At 57.1% G+C, this 19,349-nt stretch carries 19 protein-coding genes and 3 tRNA genes; 9 read left to right on the forward strand and 13 right to left on the reverse strand.

Features of this window, described 5'->3' with window-relative positions:
* Positions 1-10 precede the first annotated feature (10 nt).
* The 6 genes from purB to rluE form a co-directional block, all read right to left on the reverse strand.
* Complete coding sequence (purB, locus tag ACEQFP_RS01565) at positions 11-1,381, reverse strand: adenylosuccinate lyase (RefSeq protein WP_005287154.1); 1,371 nt, start codon at positions 1,379-1,381, stop codon at positions 11-13.
* 28 nt (positions 1,382-1,409) lie between these two features.
* Complete coding sequence (gene hflD, locus ACEQFP_RS01570; protein WP_005287152.1) at positions 1,410-2,036, reverse strand: high frequency lysogenization protein HflD; 627 nt, start codon at positions 2,034-2,036, stop codon at positions 1,410-1,412.
* 163 nt (positions 2,037-2,199) lie between these two features.
* The gene (locus tag ACEQFP_RS01575; RefSeq protein ID WP_005287150.1) at positions 2,200-3,255 is read right to left on the reverse strand and encodes a GGDEF domain-containing protein; all 1,056 of its coding nucleotides are present in this window, start codon (positions 3,253-3,255) and stop codon (positions 2,200-2,202) included.
* Between the two features lie 155 nt (positions 3,256-3,410).
* Positions 3,411-4,514 (reverse strand): tRNA 2-thiouridine(34) synthase MnmA, encoded by a 1,104-nt coding sequence (mnmA, locus tag ACEQFP_RS01580; protein ID WP_005293901.1) that lies wholly within the window; start codon positions 4,512-4,514, stop codon positions 3,411-3,413.
* Between the two features lie 89 nt (positions 4,515-4,603).
* Entirely contained in the window at positions 4,604-5,050 is a 447-nt protein-coding gene (locus tag ACEQFP_RS01585; protein WP_370547376.1) for an NUDIX hydrolase, read from the reverse strand.
* A 34-nt stretch (positions 5,051-5,084) separates the two neighbouring features.
* A complete protein-coding gene (rluE, locus tag ACEQFP_RS01590; protein ID WP_370547377.1) occupies positions 5,085-5,714 on the reverse strand; it encodes a 23S rRNA pseudouridine(2457) synthase RluE in 630 nt (209 codons plus the stop codon).
* Between the two features lie 242 nt (positions 5,715-5,956).
* On the opposite strand from rluE, the gene icd reads away from it, so the two are divergent.
* Positions 5,957-7,210, forward strand: coding sequence for an NADP-dependent isocitrate dehydrogenase (icd, locus tag ACEQFP_RS01595; protein ID WP_098143090.1), 1,254 nt, complete (start codon positions 5,957-5,959; stop codon positions 7,208-7,210).
* 152 nt (positions 7,211-7,362) lie between these two features.
* Here icd and ACEQFP_RS01600 read toward each other — a convergent pair whose 3' ends face one another.
* Positions 7,363-7,692 carry a GlpM family protein gene (locus ACEQFP_RS01600; protein ID WP_035596397.1) on the reverse strand — a complete coding sequence of 110 codons (330 nt, stop codon included), beginning with the start codon at positions 7,690-7,692 and terminating at the stop codon, positions 7,363-7,365.
* Positions 7,693-7,804: 112 nt separating this feature from the next.
* Positions 7,805-8,029, reverse strand: coding sequence for a DUF2594 family protein (locus ACEQFP_RS01605; RefSeq protein ID WP_005287130.1), 225 nt, complete (start codon positions 8,027-8,029; stop codon positions 7,805-7,807).
* A 556-nt stretch (positions 8,030-8,585) separates the two neighbouring features.
* Between ACEQFP_RS01605 and uvrY the strand changes: the two genes are divergently transcribed.
* From uvrY to ACEQFP_RS01635, 6 genes are all read left to right on the forward strand, one after another.
* Entirely contained in the window at positions 8,586-9,242 is a 657-nt protein-coding gene (uvrY, locus tag ACEQFP_RS01610) for a UvrY/SirA/GacA family response regulator transcription factor (RefSeq protein ID WP_005287125.1), read from the forward strand.
* Positions 9,235-11,067 (forward strand): excinuclease ABC subunit UvrC, encoded by a 1,833-nt coding sequence (gene uvrC / locus ACEQFP_RS01615; RefSeq protein ID WP_005287122.1) that lies wholly within the window; start codon positions 9,235-9,237, stop codon positions 11,065-11,067. The genes uvrY and uvrC overlap by 8 nt, the downstream gene beginning before the upstream one ends.
* Positions 11,068-11,122: 55 nt before the next feature.
* On the forward strand, positions 11,123-11,671 hold the full coding sequence (gene pgsA / locus ACEQFP_RS01620) for a CDP-diacylglycerol--glycerol-3-phosphate 3-phosphatidyltransferase (protein ID WP_005287119.1): 549 nt from the start codon (positions 11,123-11,125) through the stop codon (positions 11,669-11,671).
* A 137-nt stretch (positions 11,672-11,808) separates the two neighbouring features.
* A tRNA-Gly gene (locus ACEQFP_RS01625) sits at positions 11,809-11,884 on the forward strand.
* 40 nt (positions 11,885-11,924) lie between these two features.
* Positions 11,925-11,998 (forward strand) — tRNA-Cys (locus ACEQFP_RS01630).
* Positions 11,999-12,012: 14 nt separating this feature from the next.
* Positions 12,013-12,099 (forward strand) — tRNA-Leu (locus tag ACEQFP_RS01635).
* A 115-nt stretch (positions 12,100-12,214) separates the two neighbouring features.
* Here the strand turns inward: ACEQFP_RS01635 and ACEQFP_RS01640 are convergent.
* The 5 genes from ACEQFP_RS01640 to ptsP all read right to left on the reverse strand — a co-directional run bounded on the left by ACEQFP_RS01640 (position 12,215) and on the right by ptsP (position 17,542).
* Entirely contained in the window at positions 12,215-12,535 is a 321-nt protein-coding gene (locus tag ACEQFP_RS01640) for a tyrosine-type recombinase/integrase (RefSeq protein ID WP_396463769.1), read from the reverse strand.
* A 72-nt stretch (positions 12,536-12,607) separates the two neighbouring features.
* Entirely contained in the window at positions 12,608-12,808 is a 201-nt protein-coding gene (locus ACEQFP_RS01645; RefSeq protein WP_223931141.1) for a hypothetical protein, read from the reverse strand.
* 461 nt (positions 12,809-13,269) lie between these two features.
* Positions 13,270-13,905 carry a hypothetical protein gene (locus tag ACEQFP_RS01650; protein WP_005287110.1) on the reverse strand — a complete coding sequence of 212 codons (636 nt, stop codon included), beginning with the start codon at positions 13,903-13,905 and terminating at the stop codon, positions 13,270-13,272.
* 462 nt (positions 13,906-14,367) lie between these two features.
* Positions 14,368-15,030, reverse strand: a complete 663-nt coding sequence (gene fsa, locus ACEQFP_RS01655) for a fructose-6-phosphate aldolase (RefSeq protein WP_068870864.1) — start codon at positions 15,028-15,030, stop codon at positions 14,368-14,370.
* A 10-nt stretch (positions 15,031-15,040) separates the two neighbouring features.
* Positions 15,041-17,542: a phosphoenolpyruvate--protein phosphotransferase gene (ptsP, locus tag ACEQFP_RS01660; protein ID WP_370547378.1), complete on the reverse strand. Its 2,502-nt coding sequence runs from the start codon at positions 17,540-17,542 to the stop codon at positions 15,041-15,043.
* A 310-nt stretch (positions 17,543-17,852) separates the two neighbouring features.
* Between ptsP and ACEQFP_RS01665 the strand changes: the two genes are divergently transcribed.
* Positions 17,853-18,932, forward strand: a complete 1,080-nt coding sequence (locus tag ACEQFP_RS01665; protein WP_068870868.1) for a PTS fructose transporter subunit EIIC — start codon at positions 17,853-17,855, stop codon at positions 18,930-18,932.
* A 14-nt stretch (positions 18,933-18,946) separates the two neighbouring features.
* The gene (locus tag ACEQFP_RS01670) at positions 18,947-19,267 is read left to right on the forward strand and encodes a PTS fructose-like transporter subunit IIB (protein ID WP_005293916.1); all 321 of its coding nucleotides are present in this window, start codon (positions 18,947-18,949) and stop codon (positions 19,265-19,267) included.
* Positions 19,268-19,349 lie beyond the last annotated feature (82 nt).

Below are 19,349 nucleotides of genomic sequence, written 5' to 3' on the forward strand. Positions count from 1 at the left end.
GGCGGATCGATTACTTCAACTTATCGACCAACTGGACGGCGGCGCCGATGTAACTGGCCGGTGTCAACGCCTTCAGACGCTGCTTCTCCGCCTCCGGCAAGGCCAGGCCGTCGATGAAGCGCTGCATCCCGGCAGCATCGACGCGTTTGCCGCGGGTCAGCTCTTTCAGCTTCTCGTAGGGCTTCTCGATGCCATAGCGGCGCATCACCGTTTGCACCGGCTCGGCCAGCAGCTCCCAGTTATGATCCAACTCCTCCAGCAGATGGTCGTGATTGACCTCCAGCTTGCTCAAGCCCTTCATGGTCGCCGCATAGGCGATCAAGGCATAACCCAGGCCGACGCCCAGGTTGCGCAGCACGGTGGAGTCGGTCAGATCGCGCTGCCAGCGGGAGACGGGCAGCTTGGCGGCCAAGTGACCGAGCAGGGCGTTGGACAAGCCGAGGTTGCCTTCGGAGTTCTCGAAGTCGATCGGGTTGACCTTGTGCGGCATGGTCGATGAGCCGATCTCGCCGGCGATGGTCTTCTGCTTGAAGTGGTTCAGCGCGATATAGCCCCACACGTCGCGATCGAAGTCGATCAGAATAGTGTTGAAGCGGGCGACGCAGTCAAAGAGCTCGGCGATGTAGTCGTGCGGCTCGATCTGGGTAGTGTAGGGGTTCCACTGGATCCCCAGCGAGCTGACGAAGCTTGCGCTGAAGGCGTGCCAGTCGATGTCTGGGTAGGCCGCCAGATGGGCATTGTAGTTACCGACGGCGCCGTTAATCTTACCCATGATCTCGATCTGGGTGAGTTGGCGGAACTGGCGCTCCAGACGGTAGGCGACGTTGGCGAACTCCTTACCGACGGTGGTCGGCGTCGCCGGCTGGCCGTGGGTACGCGCCATCAGTGGGACGTCGCGGTAGGTGTGCGCCAGCCCCTGAAGGGTTTCGATCAGTTGGCGCCAGCTCGGCTTCAATACCTCTTCACGCGCGCTGTGCAACATCAGGGCATGAGAGAGGTTGTTGATATCTTCGGAGGTGCAGGCGAAGTGAATGAATTCGGAAACGGCGTGCAGCGCCGGTTGGGTAGCGACCTTCTCTTTCAGGAAGTATTCGACCGCCTTCACGTCGTGATTCGTGGTGCGTTCGATGCTCTTGATACGGCGGGCATCCTCTTCGTTGAACTCGCTGACGATACGATCGAGGAAAGCGTTTGCCTGGTCATCAAAAGGCGGAACTTCGCCGATCTCCTCGCAAGCAGCCAGTTTTTGCAGCCAACGTACTTCTACCTGGACACGAAACTTCAACAGACCAAACTCACTAAAGATCGGCCGCAGGGCGGTGACTTTGTCGCCATAACGGCCGTCGATCGGTGATACGGCGGTCAGAGAGGATAATTCCATCGGTAGCAACTCCTGGGGTTGGGAAAGGTTAACTATGAGTCAATAAATTCTGCGCCATCTGGAACAGGCGGTTACGCGAGAACATCAGTTGGAGGCGGCTGCCGCCGACCTGTTGCCACAGGATCCCTGCCCGGATACCCGCCAGCAAGGCGGCGCGGACTCGGGCCTGCACCAACGCGTTTTGCAAGATGCTGGGCGAGCCGGTGACCTGGATGCGCGGCCCCAACGGGCTGATGACATCGACATAGATGGCGGCTAAGGCACTGATGATGGTGTCGGATTCCAGATCGAAGTGCGCCAGTTGACGATCGAGCTCGCCGATGCGTTCGGAGAGGGTCGCCAGCGCCTGCCGGTTACCGTATAGCTTACGCTCCAGTAACATCAGGCTCAGGCAGTAGCGGGTTAACTCGGCACCCGGCCCCTGACGGTTAGCATTCAACACGTTGAGCAGTGTCTCCAGCCCCGGTTTAAGCACACGTTCATGGTCGCCGAAGACCGCGAGGGTATTGGGCGGATCGGTTTGAAGAATACTGTGCAGCGAGGTGCGTAGCGCACTGCTGTCGCATTGCCCTTCATGGGCTAACTGCTGAACCAGACGCGCTGACTGACAGATACCGGCTAATGCCAGGGTGATGTCATAGTAATTCTTCGCCACGTTGACTCCTGTTTGCGGGCCGCGAGACACCGACGATGAGGCGCCGGTGCGGGATTCTGACGCCCGATCATGCCATAAACCCGGCGCTAAACCTAGCGGCATGGGCGATCGGAACCGACAACTGGCGCACATCTGCGCAAACGATGACGTCGTCAGCGGCGGATCAGGTGACGATGATGCGGTTTTTCCCTTGGCGCTTGGCGCGATACAGCGCCTCGTCGGCCTGGGCGATGGCGTGTTCGAGATCGGAGTAGCCGTCGAAACGCGTCAGGCCGAAGGAGGCGGTGACCCAGGCGCGTTGACCGTGACCGAGATAAAGCGGGGCATGGCTGATCAGCCGGCGCAGATGTTCGCAGCGTGCGTTGGCTTGACTGAGTTCTAACTCGGCGAACAGGATGATGAACTCTTCACCGCCGAAGCGGGCGATATAGTCTTGCGGCGAGAGGGTCTGGTTGGCCATCTTCGCCAACGTGATCAAGACCTGGTCGCCACAGAGGTGGCCGTAATGATCGTTGATCTGCTTGAAATTATCGATGTCGATCATCGCGATACAGCAGGGGCGCTGCTCACGCTCCAGCGTCAGGATCTGTTGCTGCAGCCCCTGGCGATTGTAGGTTTGGGTCAATTGATCGCGCAGCGCGGATTCACGCAGGGTGAAGTAGGCGTTGATGCTGCGCTGTTTGAGGGTCAGCGTCTGGTAACAGACCAGCAGGCAACAGTAGGCGATGACCTGGTGCAACAACGCATCCAGCAGTTCGATGCGCTGGGTCAGTTCCGGGACGATGATCAGCAGGTGGAACAGTGCGACCAGCGAGATACACAGGATAAACATGCGCAGGGTGTTGCGTTGCCAGATCCGGCTCAGCAGCAGCGGCGCCAGCATCAGGCCGATAAACAGATTATCGAGCACGAATCCACCGGTGGTGATGAAGTTTAGCAGCCAGGCCGTCAGCCCGGCACACCAGCCGCCGAAGAAGGTGACCAAGATCATCGGGACGATCTCGAACGAGTAGTGGATATGCGCGCTCACGGGCATTTTGCTGCCGCTGAGATACCAGGAGAGCAGGCCGGCGATTAATCCCCACAGGATACGGCCCGGCAGCGGCGAATAGGGGCCGAGCGCCCGCTGCTTACTCAACGCGAAGTAACTGACGGAGAGCGTCGCGTAGGTGACGCAGGCGTTGATATACAGGAGATCGAGGGATTGCAGCGGACTCATGACTCACTATCGATCGGGTTCAGACTATTCTGAGTGTAACATAATCGGGACAATGAGCCGCTAGCCGCGGATAGCGTGTGTGGTGCGAAAAGCGTAAAGCCAGCCAGACAGTGGTGTATCGCGTGTCCGGCTGGCAGAGGGAGGCGTCGAGGGAATTAATCGACCAGGCGTGCCTCGATGATGCCGCCGCCCAGGCAGACTTCATCTTGGTAGAAGACAGCGGATTGCCCCGGTGTGACGGCGGCGACCGGCTGATCGAAACGCACTTCGATGCGCGTATCGTCGATCGGTATCACCCGGCAGGGGATGTCGGCTTGGCGGTAACGCGTCTTCACCGTACAACGTAGCTCCGCCGTCAGCGGGCGGCGGTCGACCCAATGCAGCTGCTGAGCGATCAAGCCATTGGAGAACAGGCGCGGATGGTCATGCCCCTGGGCGACCAGCAACACGTTATTGGCCACGTCTTTATCCACCACGTACCACGGCTCTTCATTCCCCTCCTTGGTGCCGCCGATACCCAGCCCCTTGCGCTGCCCCAGGGTGTGATACATCAGCCCCTGGTGTTCGCCGATCTCCTGGCCATCGACGGTGATGATCTTACCCGGTTGCGCCGGTAGATAGCGGCCGAGGAAGTCGCGGAACTTGCGCTCGCCGATGAAGCAGATGCCGGTGGAGTCTTTCTTCTTGGCGGTAGCCAGATCCAGCTGAGTGGCGATGCGCCGCACCTCCGGTTTCTCCAGCTCTCCGACCGGGAACAGGCTCTGCGCCACCTGCTGGTGGCTAAGGGTGTAGAGGAAATAGCTCTGATCTTTATTGGCATCCACGCCACGCAGCAGCTGGGTGGTGCCGTCGATGTCGCGACGGCGCACGTAGTGGCCGGTGGCGATGTAGTCGGCCCCCAGATCTTCCGCGGCGAACTCCAAGAAGGCCTTAAACTTGATCTCCTTGTTGCACAGGATATCCGGGTTAGGCGTGCGGCCGGCCCGGTACTCCTGCAAGAACAACTCGAAGACATTGTCCCAGTACTCGGCGGCGAAGTTGACGGTGTGCAGCTCGATGCCGAGCTTGTCGCAGACCGCCTGGGCATCGGCCAGATCGGCGGCCGCGGAACAATACTCGTCGTTATCGTCCTCTTCCCAGTTCTTCATGAACAGGCCAGCAACCTGATACCCCTGTTGTTGTAATAAATAGGCGGATACGGAGGAATCGACACCGCCGGACATCCCGACGATCACTTTTTTCTGGCTGTTATCTGACATGAGACTCTCGCAGTCTGAGTGGAACATAAACGAGCGTCTAGTTTACCACGTTGCCGCTGGACACGCACCGCCTGTGCGGTGCGCTGACGTCAGTGTGCGGGTGGGTAGGCGCACAGGAGGGCGAGGGGATAACGCTCTCCTCGCTGGTAGCAGCGCAGACTCTCCGCCACCAGCGGCGAACGTAGCTGCGACGAGGCGAGGATCTGCTCGGCGGGGAGCCACAGGCAGCGGTCGATGTCGCTATCGTGTGGTTCGGTCGCCTGGCAGTGGGCGAGGTCGATGGCAAAGGTGAAGCGCAGAAACGGGGTGGCGTCCGGCGCCACCCACTGAAAGATTTGCAGCAGAGACTGCGGTTCGGCGCGTAGGCCGCTCTCCTCCCACAACTCGCGCGCCGCCGCCTGCAATAGGGTCTCGCTCGGCTCCAGATGGCCGGCGGGTTGGTTCCAACGCACCTGACCGTCGATGGTCTCCTCGACGATCAAAAAACGCCCTTCGGCCTGCACGACACAGGCGACGGTAACATGCGGTTTCAACATAGCGGCTCCTCACTGGCCGCCTGGGCGCGGCGCCTCAGGGCCAGTCGATCTCACGCCAGCAGCCCGACGCCAGATCCTCTAGGGTAATGGAGCCCATACTATAACGGATCAGCCGTAGGGTGGGGTAACCGATATGCGCCGTCATGCGTCGGACCTGACGGTTGCGTCCCTCATAGAGGGTGATCTTGAGCCAGCTGGTGGGGATGCTCTTGCGCTCGCGAATGGGCGGGTTGCGCGGCCAGAGCCACTCTGGCTCGGTTACTCGTTCCGCCTGGGCGGGCAGCGTTGGGCCATCTTTCAGCGTCAATCCTTGACGAAAGCGGGCCAGATCGTGTTCCGTCGGCTCGCCCTCTACCTGTACATAGTACACCTTGCCGGTACGCTTGCCCGGTTGGGTCAGCTGCGCCTGGAGTTGTCCGTCGTTGGTCAACACCAGCAAGCCCTCGCTGTCGCGATCTAAGCGCCCGGCGGCGTAGATACCCGTGAGCGGAATGTACTGCTTCAGGGTGGCGCGCCCCTGCTCATCGGTGAATTGGGGCAGCACGTCGAATGGCTTATTGAAGATCACCACGCGGCGCGGTGCTGGCGGGCGTTTATCTATACTGGGACGACGGATCGGGCGTTGCGGACGGCGAACGCGGGATTTTGGGTCTGATTTTGACATTTTTCTGGCCATATAGGATGTTAGCAAGGCGCATGGGCAAAACTGTGCGTCATGACACACGGATTATACCTAAAAATGTATTCCGATTGGCGTTGGCTGTTAATTTAAGTACTATTGACATTGGTTTTACAGTAAGTTAACAAAGTCATTGAGCGTATGCTGTATAATATATATTAAATCAATCGGTTATCGTCAGCCTACGGCAGGCGAGGCCTAGGCAAGTTACGCGGAGGGAGAGGTTAATGGAAAGTAAAGTCGTGGTGCCGGCTGAAGGGCAGAAGATTAGTGTCGACGCGCAGGGCAAACTGAGCGTCCCGGCACAGCCCATTATTCCGTTTATCGAAGGGGATGGTATCGGGATCGATGTGACGCCGGCGATGATCAAGGTGGTCGATGCCGCCGTCGCCAAGGCGTATCACGGTGAGCGCAAGATCGCCTGGATGGAGATCTACACCGGTGAGAAAGCGACCCAGGTCTACGGCCCGGATGTGTGGCTGCCCGATGAGACGCTGGCGCTGATCCGTGATTACCGCGTCGCCATCAAGGGCCCCTTGACGACCCCGGTTGGCGGCGGCATCCGTTCACTTAACGTCGCCCTGCGTCAGCAGTTAGACCTGTACATCTGTCTGCGACCGGTACGCTACTACCAAGGGACGCCGAGCCCGGTGAAACAACCTGAGTTGACCGATATGGTGATCTTCCGCGAGAACGCCGAAGACATCTACGCCGGTATCGAGTGGAAGGCCGACAGCCCTGAAGCGAAGAAGGTGATTAACTTCCTGCGCGAGGAGATGGGGGTCAACAAGATCCGCTTCACCGATCACTGTGGCATCGGGGTGAAACCGTGCTCCGAGCAGGGGACGAAGCGCCTGGTGCGCGCCGCGATCGAGTATGCCATCGCCAACGATCGTGAGTCGGTGACCCTGGTGCATAAGGGCAATATCATGAAGTTCACCGAGGGCGCCTTCAAGGATTGGGGCTACCAACTGGCGCGTGACGAGTTCGGCGGCGAGCCCATCGATGGCGGCCCGTGGGTCGCGGTGAAGAACCCGCGTAACGGTAAAACCATCGTGATCAAAGATGTGATCGCCGATGCCTTCCTGCAGCAGATCTTGCTGCGCCCGGCGGAGTACGACGTCATCGCCTGTATGAACCTCAACGGCGACTACATCTCCGACGCCCTGGCCGCGCAGGTCGGCGGTATCGGTATCGCGCCGGGAGCCAACATCGGCGATGCGTGCGCGCTGTTTGAGGCGACCCACGGCACCGCGCCGAAATATGCCGGTCAGGATAAGGTGAACCCCGGCTCGATCATCCTCTCCGCCGAGATGATGCTGCGTCACATGGGCTGGACGGAAGCGGCGGACCTGATCATTAACGGCATGGAAGGGGCGATCGCCAACAAGACCGTGACCTATGACTTCGAGCGTCTGATGGAGGGCGCCACGCTGCTGAAATGCTCAGAGTTTGCCGACGCGATCATCGACAACATGTGATGCATATAAGTCAGTGAAAACGTTTAACGGGGGCGTGATCGTCCCCGTTTTTATTGGCGGCCCAGCCATGCCAACGCCACGCTGCGAGATACCTTCGGCGACGCCCCTGGGCATCGGCGGCAGCATATCCGCGATGCGCTGCTGCGGTAAAGCTAGCGCTGCCACAGGAGAATCAATACCCCGGCGGCAAGGGCCCAACAGAGGACCGCGCCTAACAGCGCCACGGGGAGCGGCAGATGCCCCGCCAACAGATAGAGGGAGAGGAGGTAGATCAGATAGGGGATAATGGCCCACAGGCCAAACAGGATGGTGTGGCGCAACGCGTCGAGGGAGCGTTCGCGGCCAACGAGGTAATGCGCGATCAGGGCGAAGGTGGGAAACATCGGCACCAGCCCAGCCAGATAGTAATTTTTACTGCGGGCGCAGAGGGCGATCAACAAAACCGCCAAGGCTCCGATTAGCGCTTTGAGCGCGAGTCCCATAGCTGGATCCTGATGCTGGCCGAGTGCCCGACCCTCCCCGGGGAAGGCGTTATTTGCTTAAAACGCCCTGGTTCGCCGGGGAAAAGCCGCCGTCGGCGCGTCAGTCGCTGACTTACTGACGATAGACGTGTTTAATTTGCGCCATGGTCTTTTTGAAGGCTTCAGATTGCTCCTGATCTTCTAACCGGCCCGCATATTTTTCCATATTGATGATCACTTTACCGGCGTCGGCCTGCCCCATGGCCTTGAGCATTTCGGTCAGGGTGGCTTTCAGACAGGTGACCTCGTGCGTCAAAGCTTCGATGGTCGCTTCGGTAGAAAAATCAGCGTTGCTCATAAGTTACCTTTTGTTGATCTGGCGCACCCGTTACCGGGTACGCGGTTGTTCGTTTGACGATCCGTGGCCGGTGCGTTGACGCGCGGCATAATCGGCGGCGAAGTATATCACAATATATCGAATATTGTGCTGTAACATTGTTAGTATTGATTTTATAGCCATGAGGGCTATTTTTCTTATTTTTGCGTAATCCTTGGTTGGCGTTGTCGCCATTCTTGCGCTTGCTGAGGTAATTGGGGTGGCATTAACTCGAATCTATTGCTACGGCTATTTTTGCAGAATGACGAGTATATTCTCGGCCGCTCTTTTCGGCCTCGCCACGGGCGTGTATCGAGACGAGGCGAGTGAGGCGTAGAAAAAGTACCTATTTAACTCGTTGAGTTTTATGATGCTCTTGTAAAAGCAGAAAAAATGTACATGGGCAAAGCCACGCTTTTTTTAGCGAATTTTCTGCATTAAGTAACATTTAATCTATTCATTCTTTCGCTAAAAAACAGTAGACTGGGAAAGTTTGTCATAAAGTATGTTGTTGTTTCCATAGCTGGGAGATTTATCTTTGATTAGCGTTCTTCTTGTTGATGACCACGAACTGGTGCGCGCAGGGATACGACGCATTCTTGAAGATATCAAAGGGATTAAAGTGGTGGGCGAGGCGCAGTGTGGCGAAGACGCGGTGAAATGGTGCCGTAGCAACTGTGCCGACATTGTGTTGATGGATATGAACATGCCGGGGATCGGCGGCCTGGAAGCGACCCGGAAGATCTTACGGGTGAAGCCCGAGGTGAAAGTCATCATGTTGACCATCCATACGGAAAATCCGCTACCGGCTAAGGTCATGCAGGCTGGCGCCTTCGGCTATCTCAGCAAGGGCGCGGCGCCACAGGAGATGATCAGTGCGATCCGTGCGGTCTACTCCGGTCAGCGTTACATCGCCTCCGATATCGCCCAGCAGATGGCGCTGAGCCAATTGGCCCCTCAGAGCGAGTCGCCGTTCGGCTGCCTATCCGAACGTGAACTACAGATCATGCTGATGATCACCAACGGCAGTAAGGTGACGGAGATTTCCGAACAGCTGAATCTGAGCCCCAAAACCGTCAACAGCTACCGTTACCGCATGTTTAGCAAGCTGAACATTAGTGGGGATGTCGAATTGACCCATCTGGCGATCCGGCACGGGCTGTGCAATGCAGAGAAAATTCTAAGCGGTGAGTGAATGCTTTGATGCGGTCGCCTTCCTCAAGACGGTGACCAGCCAACCGGGGGTATACCGGATGTACGAGGCCGGCGGCGAGGTCATTTACGTCGGCAAGGCTAAAGATCTCAAGAAACGTCTCTCCAGCTATTTTCGCCGTCAGCTCGCCAGCCGCAAGACCGAGGCCTTGGTCCGCCAGATTGCCCACATCGATGTCACCGTGACCCACACGGAGACCGAGGCGCTGCTGCTGGAGCACAATTACATCAAGCGTTACCAGCCGCGCTATAACGTCTTGTTACGCGATGATAAGTCTTACCCCCTGATCTACCTCAGCGCCGAGCGTCATCCACGCCTGACGGTGCATCGGGGCGCCAAGCGCGCCCGCGGTGACTATTTCGGCCCATTCCCCAACGCCAGCGCGGTACGCGAGACCTTGGCCCTGCTGCAAAAGCTGTTTCCCATTCGCCAGTGTGAGGATAGCGTCTACCGCAATCGCTCGCGTCCCTGCCTGCAATACCAGATCCAGCGTTGCCTGGGCCCCTGTGTCGCCGGTCTGGTGAGCGACGCGGAGTACGCGCGCCAGGTCGACTACGTACGCCTATTCCTGTCGGGCAAAGACAGCCAGGTGGTGGATGCGTTGGTCGCCCGCATGGAGGAGGCCAGCCGCGCACTGCGTTTTGAAGAGGCCGCGCGCTTGCGCGACCAGATCCAGGCGGTGCGTCGTGTGACCGAGCGCCAGTTCATCTCCGGCGATCACGATGATATCGACGTGGTGGGGGTAGCCTTCGAGGCCGGGATGGCCTGCGTCCATGTGCTATTTATCCGTCAGGGGCAGGTGCTGGGCAGTCGCAGTTACTTTCCGCGCGTCCCCGCCGGGACGGAGCTCGCCGAGGTGGTGCAGACCTTTATCGGCCAGTTTTATTTGCAGGGCAGCCAGACGCGTACCCTGCCGGGGGAGATCCTGATCGACTTCGCGCTGCCGGAGCGGCAACTGTTGGCGGAGTCGATCAGCGAACTGGCCGGGCGCCGCATCCACATTCAGTCGCAGCCTCGTGGCGATCGGGCGCGTTACCTGAAGCTGGCGCGCACCAACGCTGCCACGGCGCTGAGCAGCAAGCTCTCTCAACAGTCGACGATCCTGCAACGCCTGGTTCAGTTGGAGCAGGTACTCCAGCGTGCCGACATTCAACGCATGGAGTGTTTCGACATCAGCCACACCTTGGGCGAGGAGACGGTGGCCTCCTGCGTGGTCTTCGATCGCAACGGGCCGCTGCGTAGCGAATATCGGCGCTATAATATTAGCGGCATTACGCCTGGGGATGACTACGCCGCCATGCGCCAGGTGCTACGCCGTCGCTATGGCAAGGCGCTGAACGATGAGAAGATCCCCGACGTCATTTTTATTGACGGCGGCAAGGGGCAGCTGGCGCAAGCGAAAGAGGTCTTCGCCGAGCTGGATGTCCCCTGGGATAAGACGCGCCCGCTATTGCTGGGCATCGCCAAGGGAAGCGATCGTAAGGCGGGGCTGGAGACACTGTTCTTCGTCCCCCATGGCGAGGGCTTCTCCCTGGCGCCCGACTCGCCGGCGCTGCACCTGATCCAGCACATTCGCGACGAGTCGCACAACCACGCCATCAGCGGCCACCGTAAGAAGCGTGCCAAGGTGCGTAACACCAGCGCGTTGGAGTCCATCGAAGGCATCGGCCCGAAACGGCGCCAACAATTGCTCAAGTATATGGGGGGAATGCAATCGCTGCGCGACGCCAGTGTCGATGAGATCGCAAAAGTGCCCGGTATTTCAGCCGCATTAGCGGAAAAGATCCACTATGCGTTGAAACAATAAGGGCGTTGTAGCAACATAAACGCAATATCCACGAAAGGAAGATAGTCACCGTACTATGCGATTAAATATCCCTACGCTATTGACGCTGTTTCGCGTCATCCTGATCCCGTTTTTTGTCCTGGCCTTCTATCTTCCGTTCACCTGGGCCCCCTTCGCCTGTGCGCTGATTTTCGTGGTGGCGGCGGTGACCGACTGGTTCGATGGCTTCCTCGCTCGGCGCTGGAAGCAGACCACGCGCTTCGGCGCCTTTCTCGACCCGGTGGCCGACAAGGTGATGGTGGCGACGGCGCTGGTGCTGGTGACCGAGTATTATCACGTCTGGTGGGTGACGCTACCGGCGGCCACCATGATCGCCCGCGAGATCATCATCTCCGCACTGCGTGAGTGGATGGCGGAGATCGGCAAACGCAGCAGTGTGGCCGTCTCCTGGATCGGTAAGGTGAAGACGACGGCTCAGATGCTGGCACTGGTCGGGCTATTATGGCGCCCGGACATCTCTATTATTATCGCCGGGATTGTGGCGCTGTATATCGCCGCGGTATTGACCTTCTGGTCGATGTTCCAATACCTGAGCGCTGCACGCGGCGATCTGTTGGATTCTTGAGGCCGCTGCGTTAAAAAGCGGCAAACGCACGTCCGATGCGAAAAAGAGAGTTGACGTCGTCAGTCAGATAAGTAGAATGCATCGCATCGGACGGCAATAATGAAAAGCCAGAAGATACAACTAAATAAGTTGATTATGCGGGAATAGCTCAGTTGGTAGAGCACAACCTTGCCAAGGTTGGGGTCGCGAGTTCGAGTCTCGTTTCCCGCTCCAAATTTTATGGCTGTGCCGATAGGGCAGGGTCATCCGGTTTGGCGCGTTAACAAAGCGGTTATGTAGCGGATTGCAAATCCGTCTAGTCCGGTTCGACTCCGGAACGCGCCTCCATTTTATTTGTCGCCGCCCGGATGGTGGAATCGGTAGACACAAGGGATTTAAAATCCCTCGGCGTTCGCGCTGTGCGGGTTCAAGTCCCGCTCCGGGTACCATGACAAATAATATAAAAATCAATGCGTAAGCATTGCATCTAAACCACCGCAAGGTGGTTTTTTTGTGTCTATAGATCACCTTTCATAATATGTTTTCATAATATTCCTCCGGCTATCACTGCCCATCTACCGTCGGAACGATAGGGATCTTTCGGTTATAACGAGCTGTTTGCTCTACGTTCTTATGACCAGAAATAGCCTGCTTCTCGTCGATGTTCCCTTTCAGGTCAGCGATCCCCTTAGCGTTCAGATCGTGAAAGGTGAAGTTAACGTCCAACTCGGGGTATCGCTCTTTGGCTGTTTTCTTTGCTTGGCGCCAACGACGGTTGAACCCGTCCCGCGTGTACTTATGACCAGAAGACTGATGGATGACATATAGCGTGCTTTTAGCTGAGCTTAAGGGATGGGGACAAGAACCAGACCATTCACGCATCAAAATAATTCTGGACTGATAGCCGATCCGCGGTCGCTGACTCCGTGAATAAAGCCCCCGGAAAGGGGGCGGGGTTTAGTAATAATAGAAATACGGCTTGGTGCTATGAGGGAAGAGGATCCCGTCGGGATCGCTTCCTTTCATTATCCGTTTGATAGCGAGGAACTCTTGTGCCCGGCGTGGTCGGGTCATAAACAGACGTGTCCAGTCGGACGGGCAATGACAGGTGTTCCAGGCCGGCCAGAGTCCAGAGAGGCGATCGCGATAGTGCATCATCTTGCCGTCGAATCCAGGATAACCAACGTGGTAATGTGGTTTCGGTCGACCGTTCCGGTCACGATCTCTGCGTGTGTTAAAAACAGACATGCTAGGCTCCTATTTATAGATAGTTACCTCATAGGCCCTCCTTAGGTATTTTTTGCGCGTGCGCGGCGCTCCTGCATGCCTGGTCCATACCAGTAACGTTGGTGTCCACACATCCAGCAGGAACAGCGACACGGGGTTTTATAATGACGCCCCAGATGTTTTGGACAACCGTCGCCAACCGTATTGTCGTGTCGTCGTCTTTGTTTCATTCGACGCATATGGTGGCGTCTTTCTGCGCGAGTTCGAGCCATGGTGTTTCCTCATATTGAGCGCGGTCATTAACCGCGCGGCTATGAGGATTGCAGTTTTGTTGTTCAAGCTTCGTTCCCGTAGATGTTCAGTTTTTAGCGTTAAGTCGATCACCGCTAATCTTATCCGTATAGCGGAACGGGGGAAGGCACCTCAGAGACCCCGTTTCGCTCGCCGTGAGCAAGAAAATCCTGAATCGTTGCTTCAATTAGCGTCTGACTTAAAAGATCGGCCTCAACGATCATCCCCAAGCCAATTCCGAAAGTAAAACCCGGTAATATGCAGTAGCCACAGTAAACTGCTGGAGGCGCATCCCGAGCAATCCCCTGCGCTCGTTTCGCGATAAAATCATTGAAGGTTAATCCGTTAAATATCGAATAGGTTTGCTCTGCGCGAGGCGTCAATATATGGCCGATGATTGTGCTGTGGCTGTAATCAAAAGGTTCGACTCTCTGCTCGCCAGCGGCCTCTAGTCGCAGCATGGCTTCATTGAATGCCGCTTCTTCTACGGCATCGCTAAAAGCGAAATTAGTGGTGATGATCTCCGCATTCCAGAAGACTGCCGAGTCATGACCGAGAAAAACAATATCACTCCAGACCCAGCCCCCGCTGGCAACAGCTATTGTCCGATCGCATTCATCATAGAAGAGACCGCCCCAGCTTTCCCGCTCACGGTTGATAAGGGTTTTGATTTTGAGTGTTTTAGCCCGGCGCTTACGACGAGAGAGGAATGTGAATAGCGTATATTGGCGCTTCATGGTTATCTCTGCGAACTTCTCGCTGGGAGAAGTCCAGCCAGATAGGTTACGTGAAATCGCACCATAATAGAAGAGATTATTGCATCACCCGATGAGAGAGGCTGTGATCCGCCCGTAGTATTAGCTCCTCCTTAGCGAGTAATATCAGCTTAGTTACCATTAGTTTTTCTATTTACGGTGGTTGAAGCCATTACGGATATATCGGTGGCAGCAGGGCTAATATGCGGGGGAAATACCGCTTCCCTTCCGCTAGTCGGAGGCGGGTATCGGCTCGCGCTGGCGCGCCGTCACCGATCGCCCTAGATCTTTTGCCCGCCTCTCCAGCCGGATGACATTTCATCCGGCCGGATCTGATGTTTGTGCAGGGGGGATATTCCCTAAAGCGCGCGCAGCGTGATGACAGCCATATCTTGGATGTCCTGAACGGCGGATTGGATCAGGCGATCCCTCGCGTGCGCCGTCTTAAAGACTCAGGCTGCCAAAGGCATTCTCCCAGTCCTGTTCAAACTTCTCTGTTGCCGCGACTACCGCCGGAGTATCGAGCATTTGTTGCGCGACATCTAAAGGTAAGGTGATCGCTTGGCATCCGGCGAGTAAGCAATCGAGCGCTTGACGTGGGGTCTTAAAACTGGCCGCGAGCACCTTGCAGGTTGGCGCGTGCTGCTCCAGTAAGCGTTGTAACTCTTGCACAGTACGAATACCGTCACCGCCTTGCGCGTCGATGCGGTTCACATAGGGTGCGACATATTTCGCCCCAGCCAGCGCCGCGAGCAGTCCTTGCGAGGCACTGTACACCGCAGTCCCCAGTGTGGTGATCCCCTCTTTTTTTAGCAGTTTGATTGCCGCTAAGCCCGCCGAGGTCACGGGGATCTTGACCACGATCCCCGGCATGGCGTTGTGCAGCCGCTTGGCTTCTTCCACCATCCCCGCGCTATCGCGGCTCATGGTTTGGGCGAACAGCGTCCCCTCATCACCGATGGCTTGTTGTAACCTTGGCAATACCTCCCAGATGGACACCTTGCCGGCGGCTATGATGCTCGGATTTGTGGTGACGCCCGTAATCGGGAAGATACGTGATAGACGTTCGACCTCCGCCACGTTGGCGGTATCCAGATACAGTTCCATACTCTTTCCTTTATAGTTCCAGTTCATGTTGCAGCAGCGTGGCGATGGCGTCGGCGGAGGCGGCGTTAACCAGGGCGTTGCGGAATTCTTGGTGCATAATGCGGCGGGCGAGACGCGAGAAAATACGCATGTGTTGGTCGCCTGCGGCGTGTTTGTTGAGCGTTAACATGATGATGAACTGCGCCTCGTCCTCCCCCCAGCGTACTGGTGCCGCTAGGCGCGCTACACTGATGGTCGATTGTTCAATATGTTCGGATTTACTGTGTGGGATCGCGAAGCCGAAGCCTAGCCCGGTGGAGAAGACGGCTTCGCGCGCCCACAGGTCGGCCTCTAGCTTGCGTGGATAGCGGCAGCGGTTGGCCAGTAGGAGATTGTCCGTCATCCCTTTTATCACCTCCTCTTTGCTGCGCCAGTCGCTATCCAGCGTGATGCATTGGGCGGTGACCAGCGGCGCGTCCTGCTGGGCCATGCGGAACTGAGCCAAGAGATGCTCGACCTCGAGTGCGGTGCGGCAGGCCATCGCCTGATCCAGCAGGTGGCGGCAGGCGCGGCTATCGAGTCGCGCCATCCGTGCTTTAGCGTTGGGGATTGAGGGGGCGCTCATGCTGATCTCGTCCAGCCCCAGTCCGAGCAGTAACGGCAGGACCGACCCTTTTGCGCCGAGCTCGCCGCATAGGCCGATCCACTTACCCTGGCGATGCACCGCCTGCACGGCGAAATCCAGCGCGCGCAGGAAAGCCGGATTCAGACTGTTATAGTGCCGGGTGACCTTGGCGTTGTCGCGATCGACCGCCAGCAGATACTGCGTCAGATCATTACTGCCGATACTAAAGAAATCAATTTCTTCGCAGCATTGATCGATGATGAACATCACCGAGGGAACCTCCAGCATGATGCCGAGCGGGATTCGTTCATCAAACGGAACATGTTCATGCCGTAGCTGCTGTTTAGCCTCTGCCAGCCGCTCTTTCACCCACAAGATTTCCTCCATAGAGGAGATCATCGGGATCATGATCTTCAGGCTACCATGGGCAGAGGCGCGGAGGATGGCGCGCAACTGCGTGGTGAATAATGCGGCGTACTCCTCATAGATACGCACAGCACGGTAGCCGAGAAATGGGTTCGCTTCGGCAGGAATGTTCAGGTAATCAACGGGTTTATCGCCCCCAATATCCATGGTGCGAATAATGATGCTACGCCCCTGCGCGGACGCCAACGCCTGACAAAAGAGGTGGTACAACTCGCTCTCATCGGGGGCGCAGGCGCGGTCCATATAGAGCATTTCTGTGCGGAACAGACCCACGGCCTCGGCACCGTTAGCAAACGCCGCCGCTGCCTCTACGGGGTGGGCAATATTGGCGGCAATCTCCAGGCGAATACCGTCCGCCGAGCGAGCCTCCCGCGTCAACCAGATGCGTTGCTGTTCGCGCAGCGCAGCGTGGAGTCGAGCCTCCTGCTGATAGTAGCGGCTGACCGATTCATCGGGCGCGACGATAATCGCGCCCGCGTTGCCGTCGAGGTAAACCGTCTGATGCAGCCACGCCGCTAACTGTTCCGTCTCCACCCCAACCAGCGTCGGAATATTGAAGGAGCGGGCAAGAATGACCGTGTGTGAAGTGGTGCCGCCGCTTTTTAACAACAGGCCCTTGAGGAGGGTTTTGTCGAGCTCAAGGAACTGGCTGGGCGTGAGCTCATCCGCCATACAGATCGCGGGTTGCGTGAGTTGACCCGGTGCCGGGAAACGCTGTGCGCCATAAATTTGTTGTAGGAGCTGGCAAGCGATATCACGGACATCCAGCGCGCGCTCCTGTAGATACTGGCTAGGGGAGCGGGCGAATGTGTCGCCGAAGTGGCGGGCGCTCTCGACGATCGCCTGGGCGCAGCTTAACCCGTGTGAAACGCCGGCCATCAAGTGCTGACGGAGGGAGGTGTCTCCCACCAGCGAACGATGAGCCTCCAGAATGGTACGGGCGGAGCCGTCGCTGTCGAGTAAACGGAATTCGATACTCTTCATTAACAGCGTCAAGCCGTTATCCAGTGCGGACTGTTCGCTGTCGACATCCTTGGCCGTTGGAAGGGGACCCAGCGCGTTGAGATCCAGCGCGGCGAGCCGTGTCAGAACACCACTTGCACTACCCGAACAGACGCTACACGCGCGAAAAAATTGTGGGTTGAGATTCGTCAATGAGACAGGAAGCGGCGCCAGTTCGCTATTTTTGACTTCAGCCAACGGGGTATCACAGCGCGGAAACTCATCGCGTAGCCACTGACTGAGGCGCTGGTGGGCCGCCTGCTCGTCGGCGCCAGAGATGGATAACCGGCAGCTATCGCCGCACAGGGTGTCGGTGCCAATGAGGGCGAGTGCGCTTTTAGCGTTCCCTTTACGATCGGTACGCAGGTTATGCCACTCCATGTGCGAGTGGAAGGTATTACACAGTGTCTCAACCAAGCTTGCTGGCCGCGCATGTACCCCATTGGGTAGCTCACAAGTAAATTCCACAATTAAAGCCATCGCCTCTCTCCCATAACGGTTCTCTCGTTACAGAATAAAAGGGGATGGCCGGGGTGTGCCATGTGACAAATCTGCCAAACACTGGACAAATGTAATATAACCATCAAAGTGAGATACCCCTCACAAGTTAATCTGCAGCCATTAATTTCCGATAATTGCTAAGTTATGAGACGGGTCTCATTTTCTTATTGATATTACAAAAATCCAGTAAATGGCCTTTTTGTCCACTGTCTGCGTCGTGGTGGATTGCCTATTATTTGCCGCAACCCCCCATCATTGATGTTGGCTTTAACCAGCCCAGGAGCGACTTATGAAAGAGTTGATGCAGATCCTGAGAAACACCCGTCAGCACCTGATGACCGGTGTTTCGCATATGATCCCCTTCGTGGTGGCTGGCGGAATTTTGCTGGCGATCTCCGTGATGCTGTATGGCAAGGGCGCGGTACCCGATGCGGCAACGGATCCTAATCTCAAGAGGCTTTTTGATATCGGTGTCGCGGGACTGACGTTGATGGTTCCTTTTCTCGCGGCCTATATCGGTTACTCCATTGCCGAGCGATCTGCGCTGGCACCGTGTGCGATCGGTGCATGGGTCGGCAACAGCTTTGGCGCCGGATTCTTTGGCGCGCTGATCGCCGGGATGATCGGTGGCATTGTGGTGCACTATCTGAAGAAGATCCCGGTGCATAAGGTGTTGCGCTCGGTGATGCCTATCTTCGTCATTCCTATCGTGGGAACATTTATTACCGCCGGCATCATGATGTGGGGGCTGGGTGAACCCGTGGGCGCGTTGACCACCAGCCTAACCGCCTGGCTGCAGGGGATGCAGCAGGGCAGCATTGTGGTACTGGCCATCATTTTAGGACTGATGCTGGCCTTCGATATGGGGGGGCCGGTTAATAAGGTCGCTTATGCCTTCATGCTGATTTGTGTGTCGCAAGGCATTTATACCGTCGTGGCCATTGCCGCCGTGGGCATCTGTGTTCCGCCACTGGGATTAGGGCTAGCGACGCTGATTGGCCGTAAGAACTTTTCCTCAGAGGAGCGTGAGGCCGGTAAAGCCGCGCTGGTGATGGGGTGTGTGGGCGTCACCGAGGGTGCGATCCCGTTTGCCGCCGCCGATCCGTTGCGGGTGATCCCTTCCATCATGCTCGGTTCCGCCTGCGGTGCGGTAACGGCCGCCCTGGTGGGGGCGCAGTGTTATGCCGGTTGGGGGGGCTTAATCGTGCTCCCGGTAGTGGAAGGCAAGCTGGGGTATGTCGCAGCGGTCGCCATTGGCGCGGTGGTGACGGCGCTCTGTGTTAACGTGCTGAAAAGTCTGGCGCGTAAAAAAGAGCCTCAGATTAATGAGAAAGAAGATGATCTGGATTTAGATTTTGAAATTAATTAAATGAGGAATGAGCCATGACTAAGATTATTGCAGTGACCGCATGTCCTTCGGGGGTGGCGCACACCTATATGGCGGCCGAGGCGTTGGAAAGCGCGGCCAAAGCCAAAGGCTGGGAGGTTAAAGTGGAGACGCAGGGCTCGATTGGCCTGGAAAACGAACTGACCGCGCGCGATGTGGCGGAGGCTGATATAGTGATTTTAACTAAGGATATCGGCATCAAATTTGAGGAGCGTTTTACCGGTAAAACGGTCGTTCGCGTCAATATCAGCGATGCGGTCAAACGTGCCGACGCGATTATGAACAAGATCGGCGCGCATCTGTCGCAAACGGCTTAACGTTAACATATTCGATGGCGTCAGCTTAGCGAGTCTATGAGGCGGAAGCGTGTAGGCTCGATAAGACATTCATGGCGCCATC

Origin of the sequence: Edwardsiella sp. A.80236 (assembly GCF_044540725.1) — a bacterium.
In the GTDB taxonomy this organism is placed as follows: Bacteria; Pseudomonadota; Gammaproteobacteria; order Enterobacterales; family Enterobacteriaceae; genus Edwardsiella; species Edwardsiella tarda.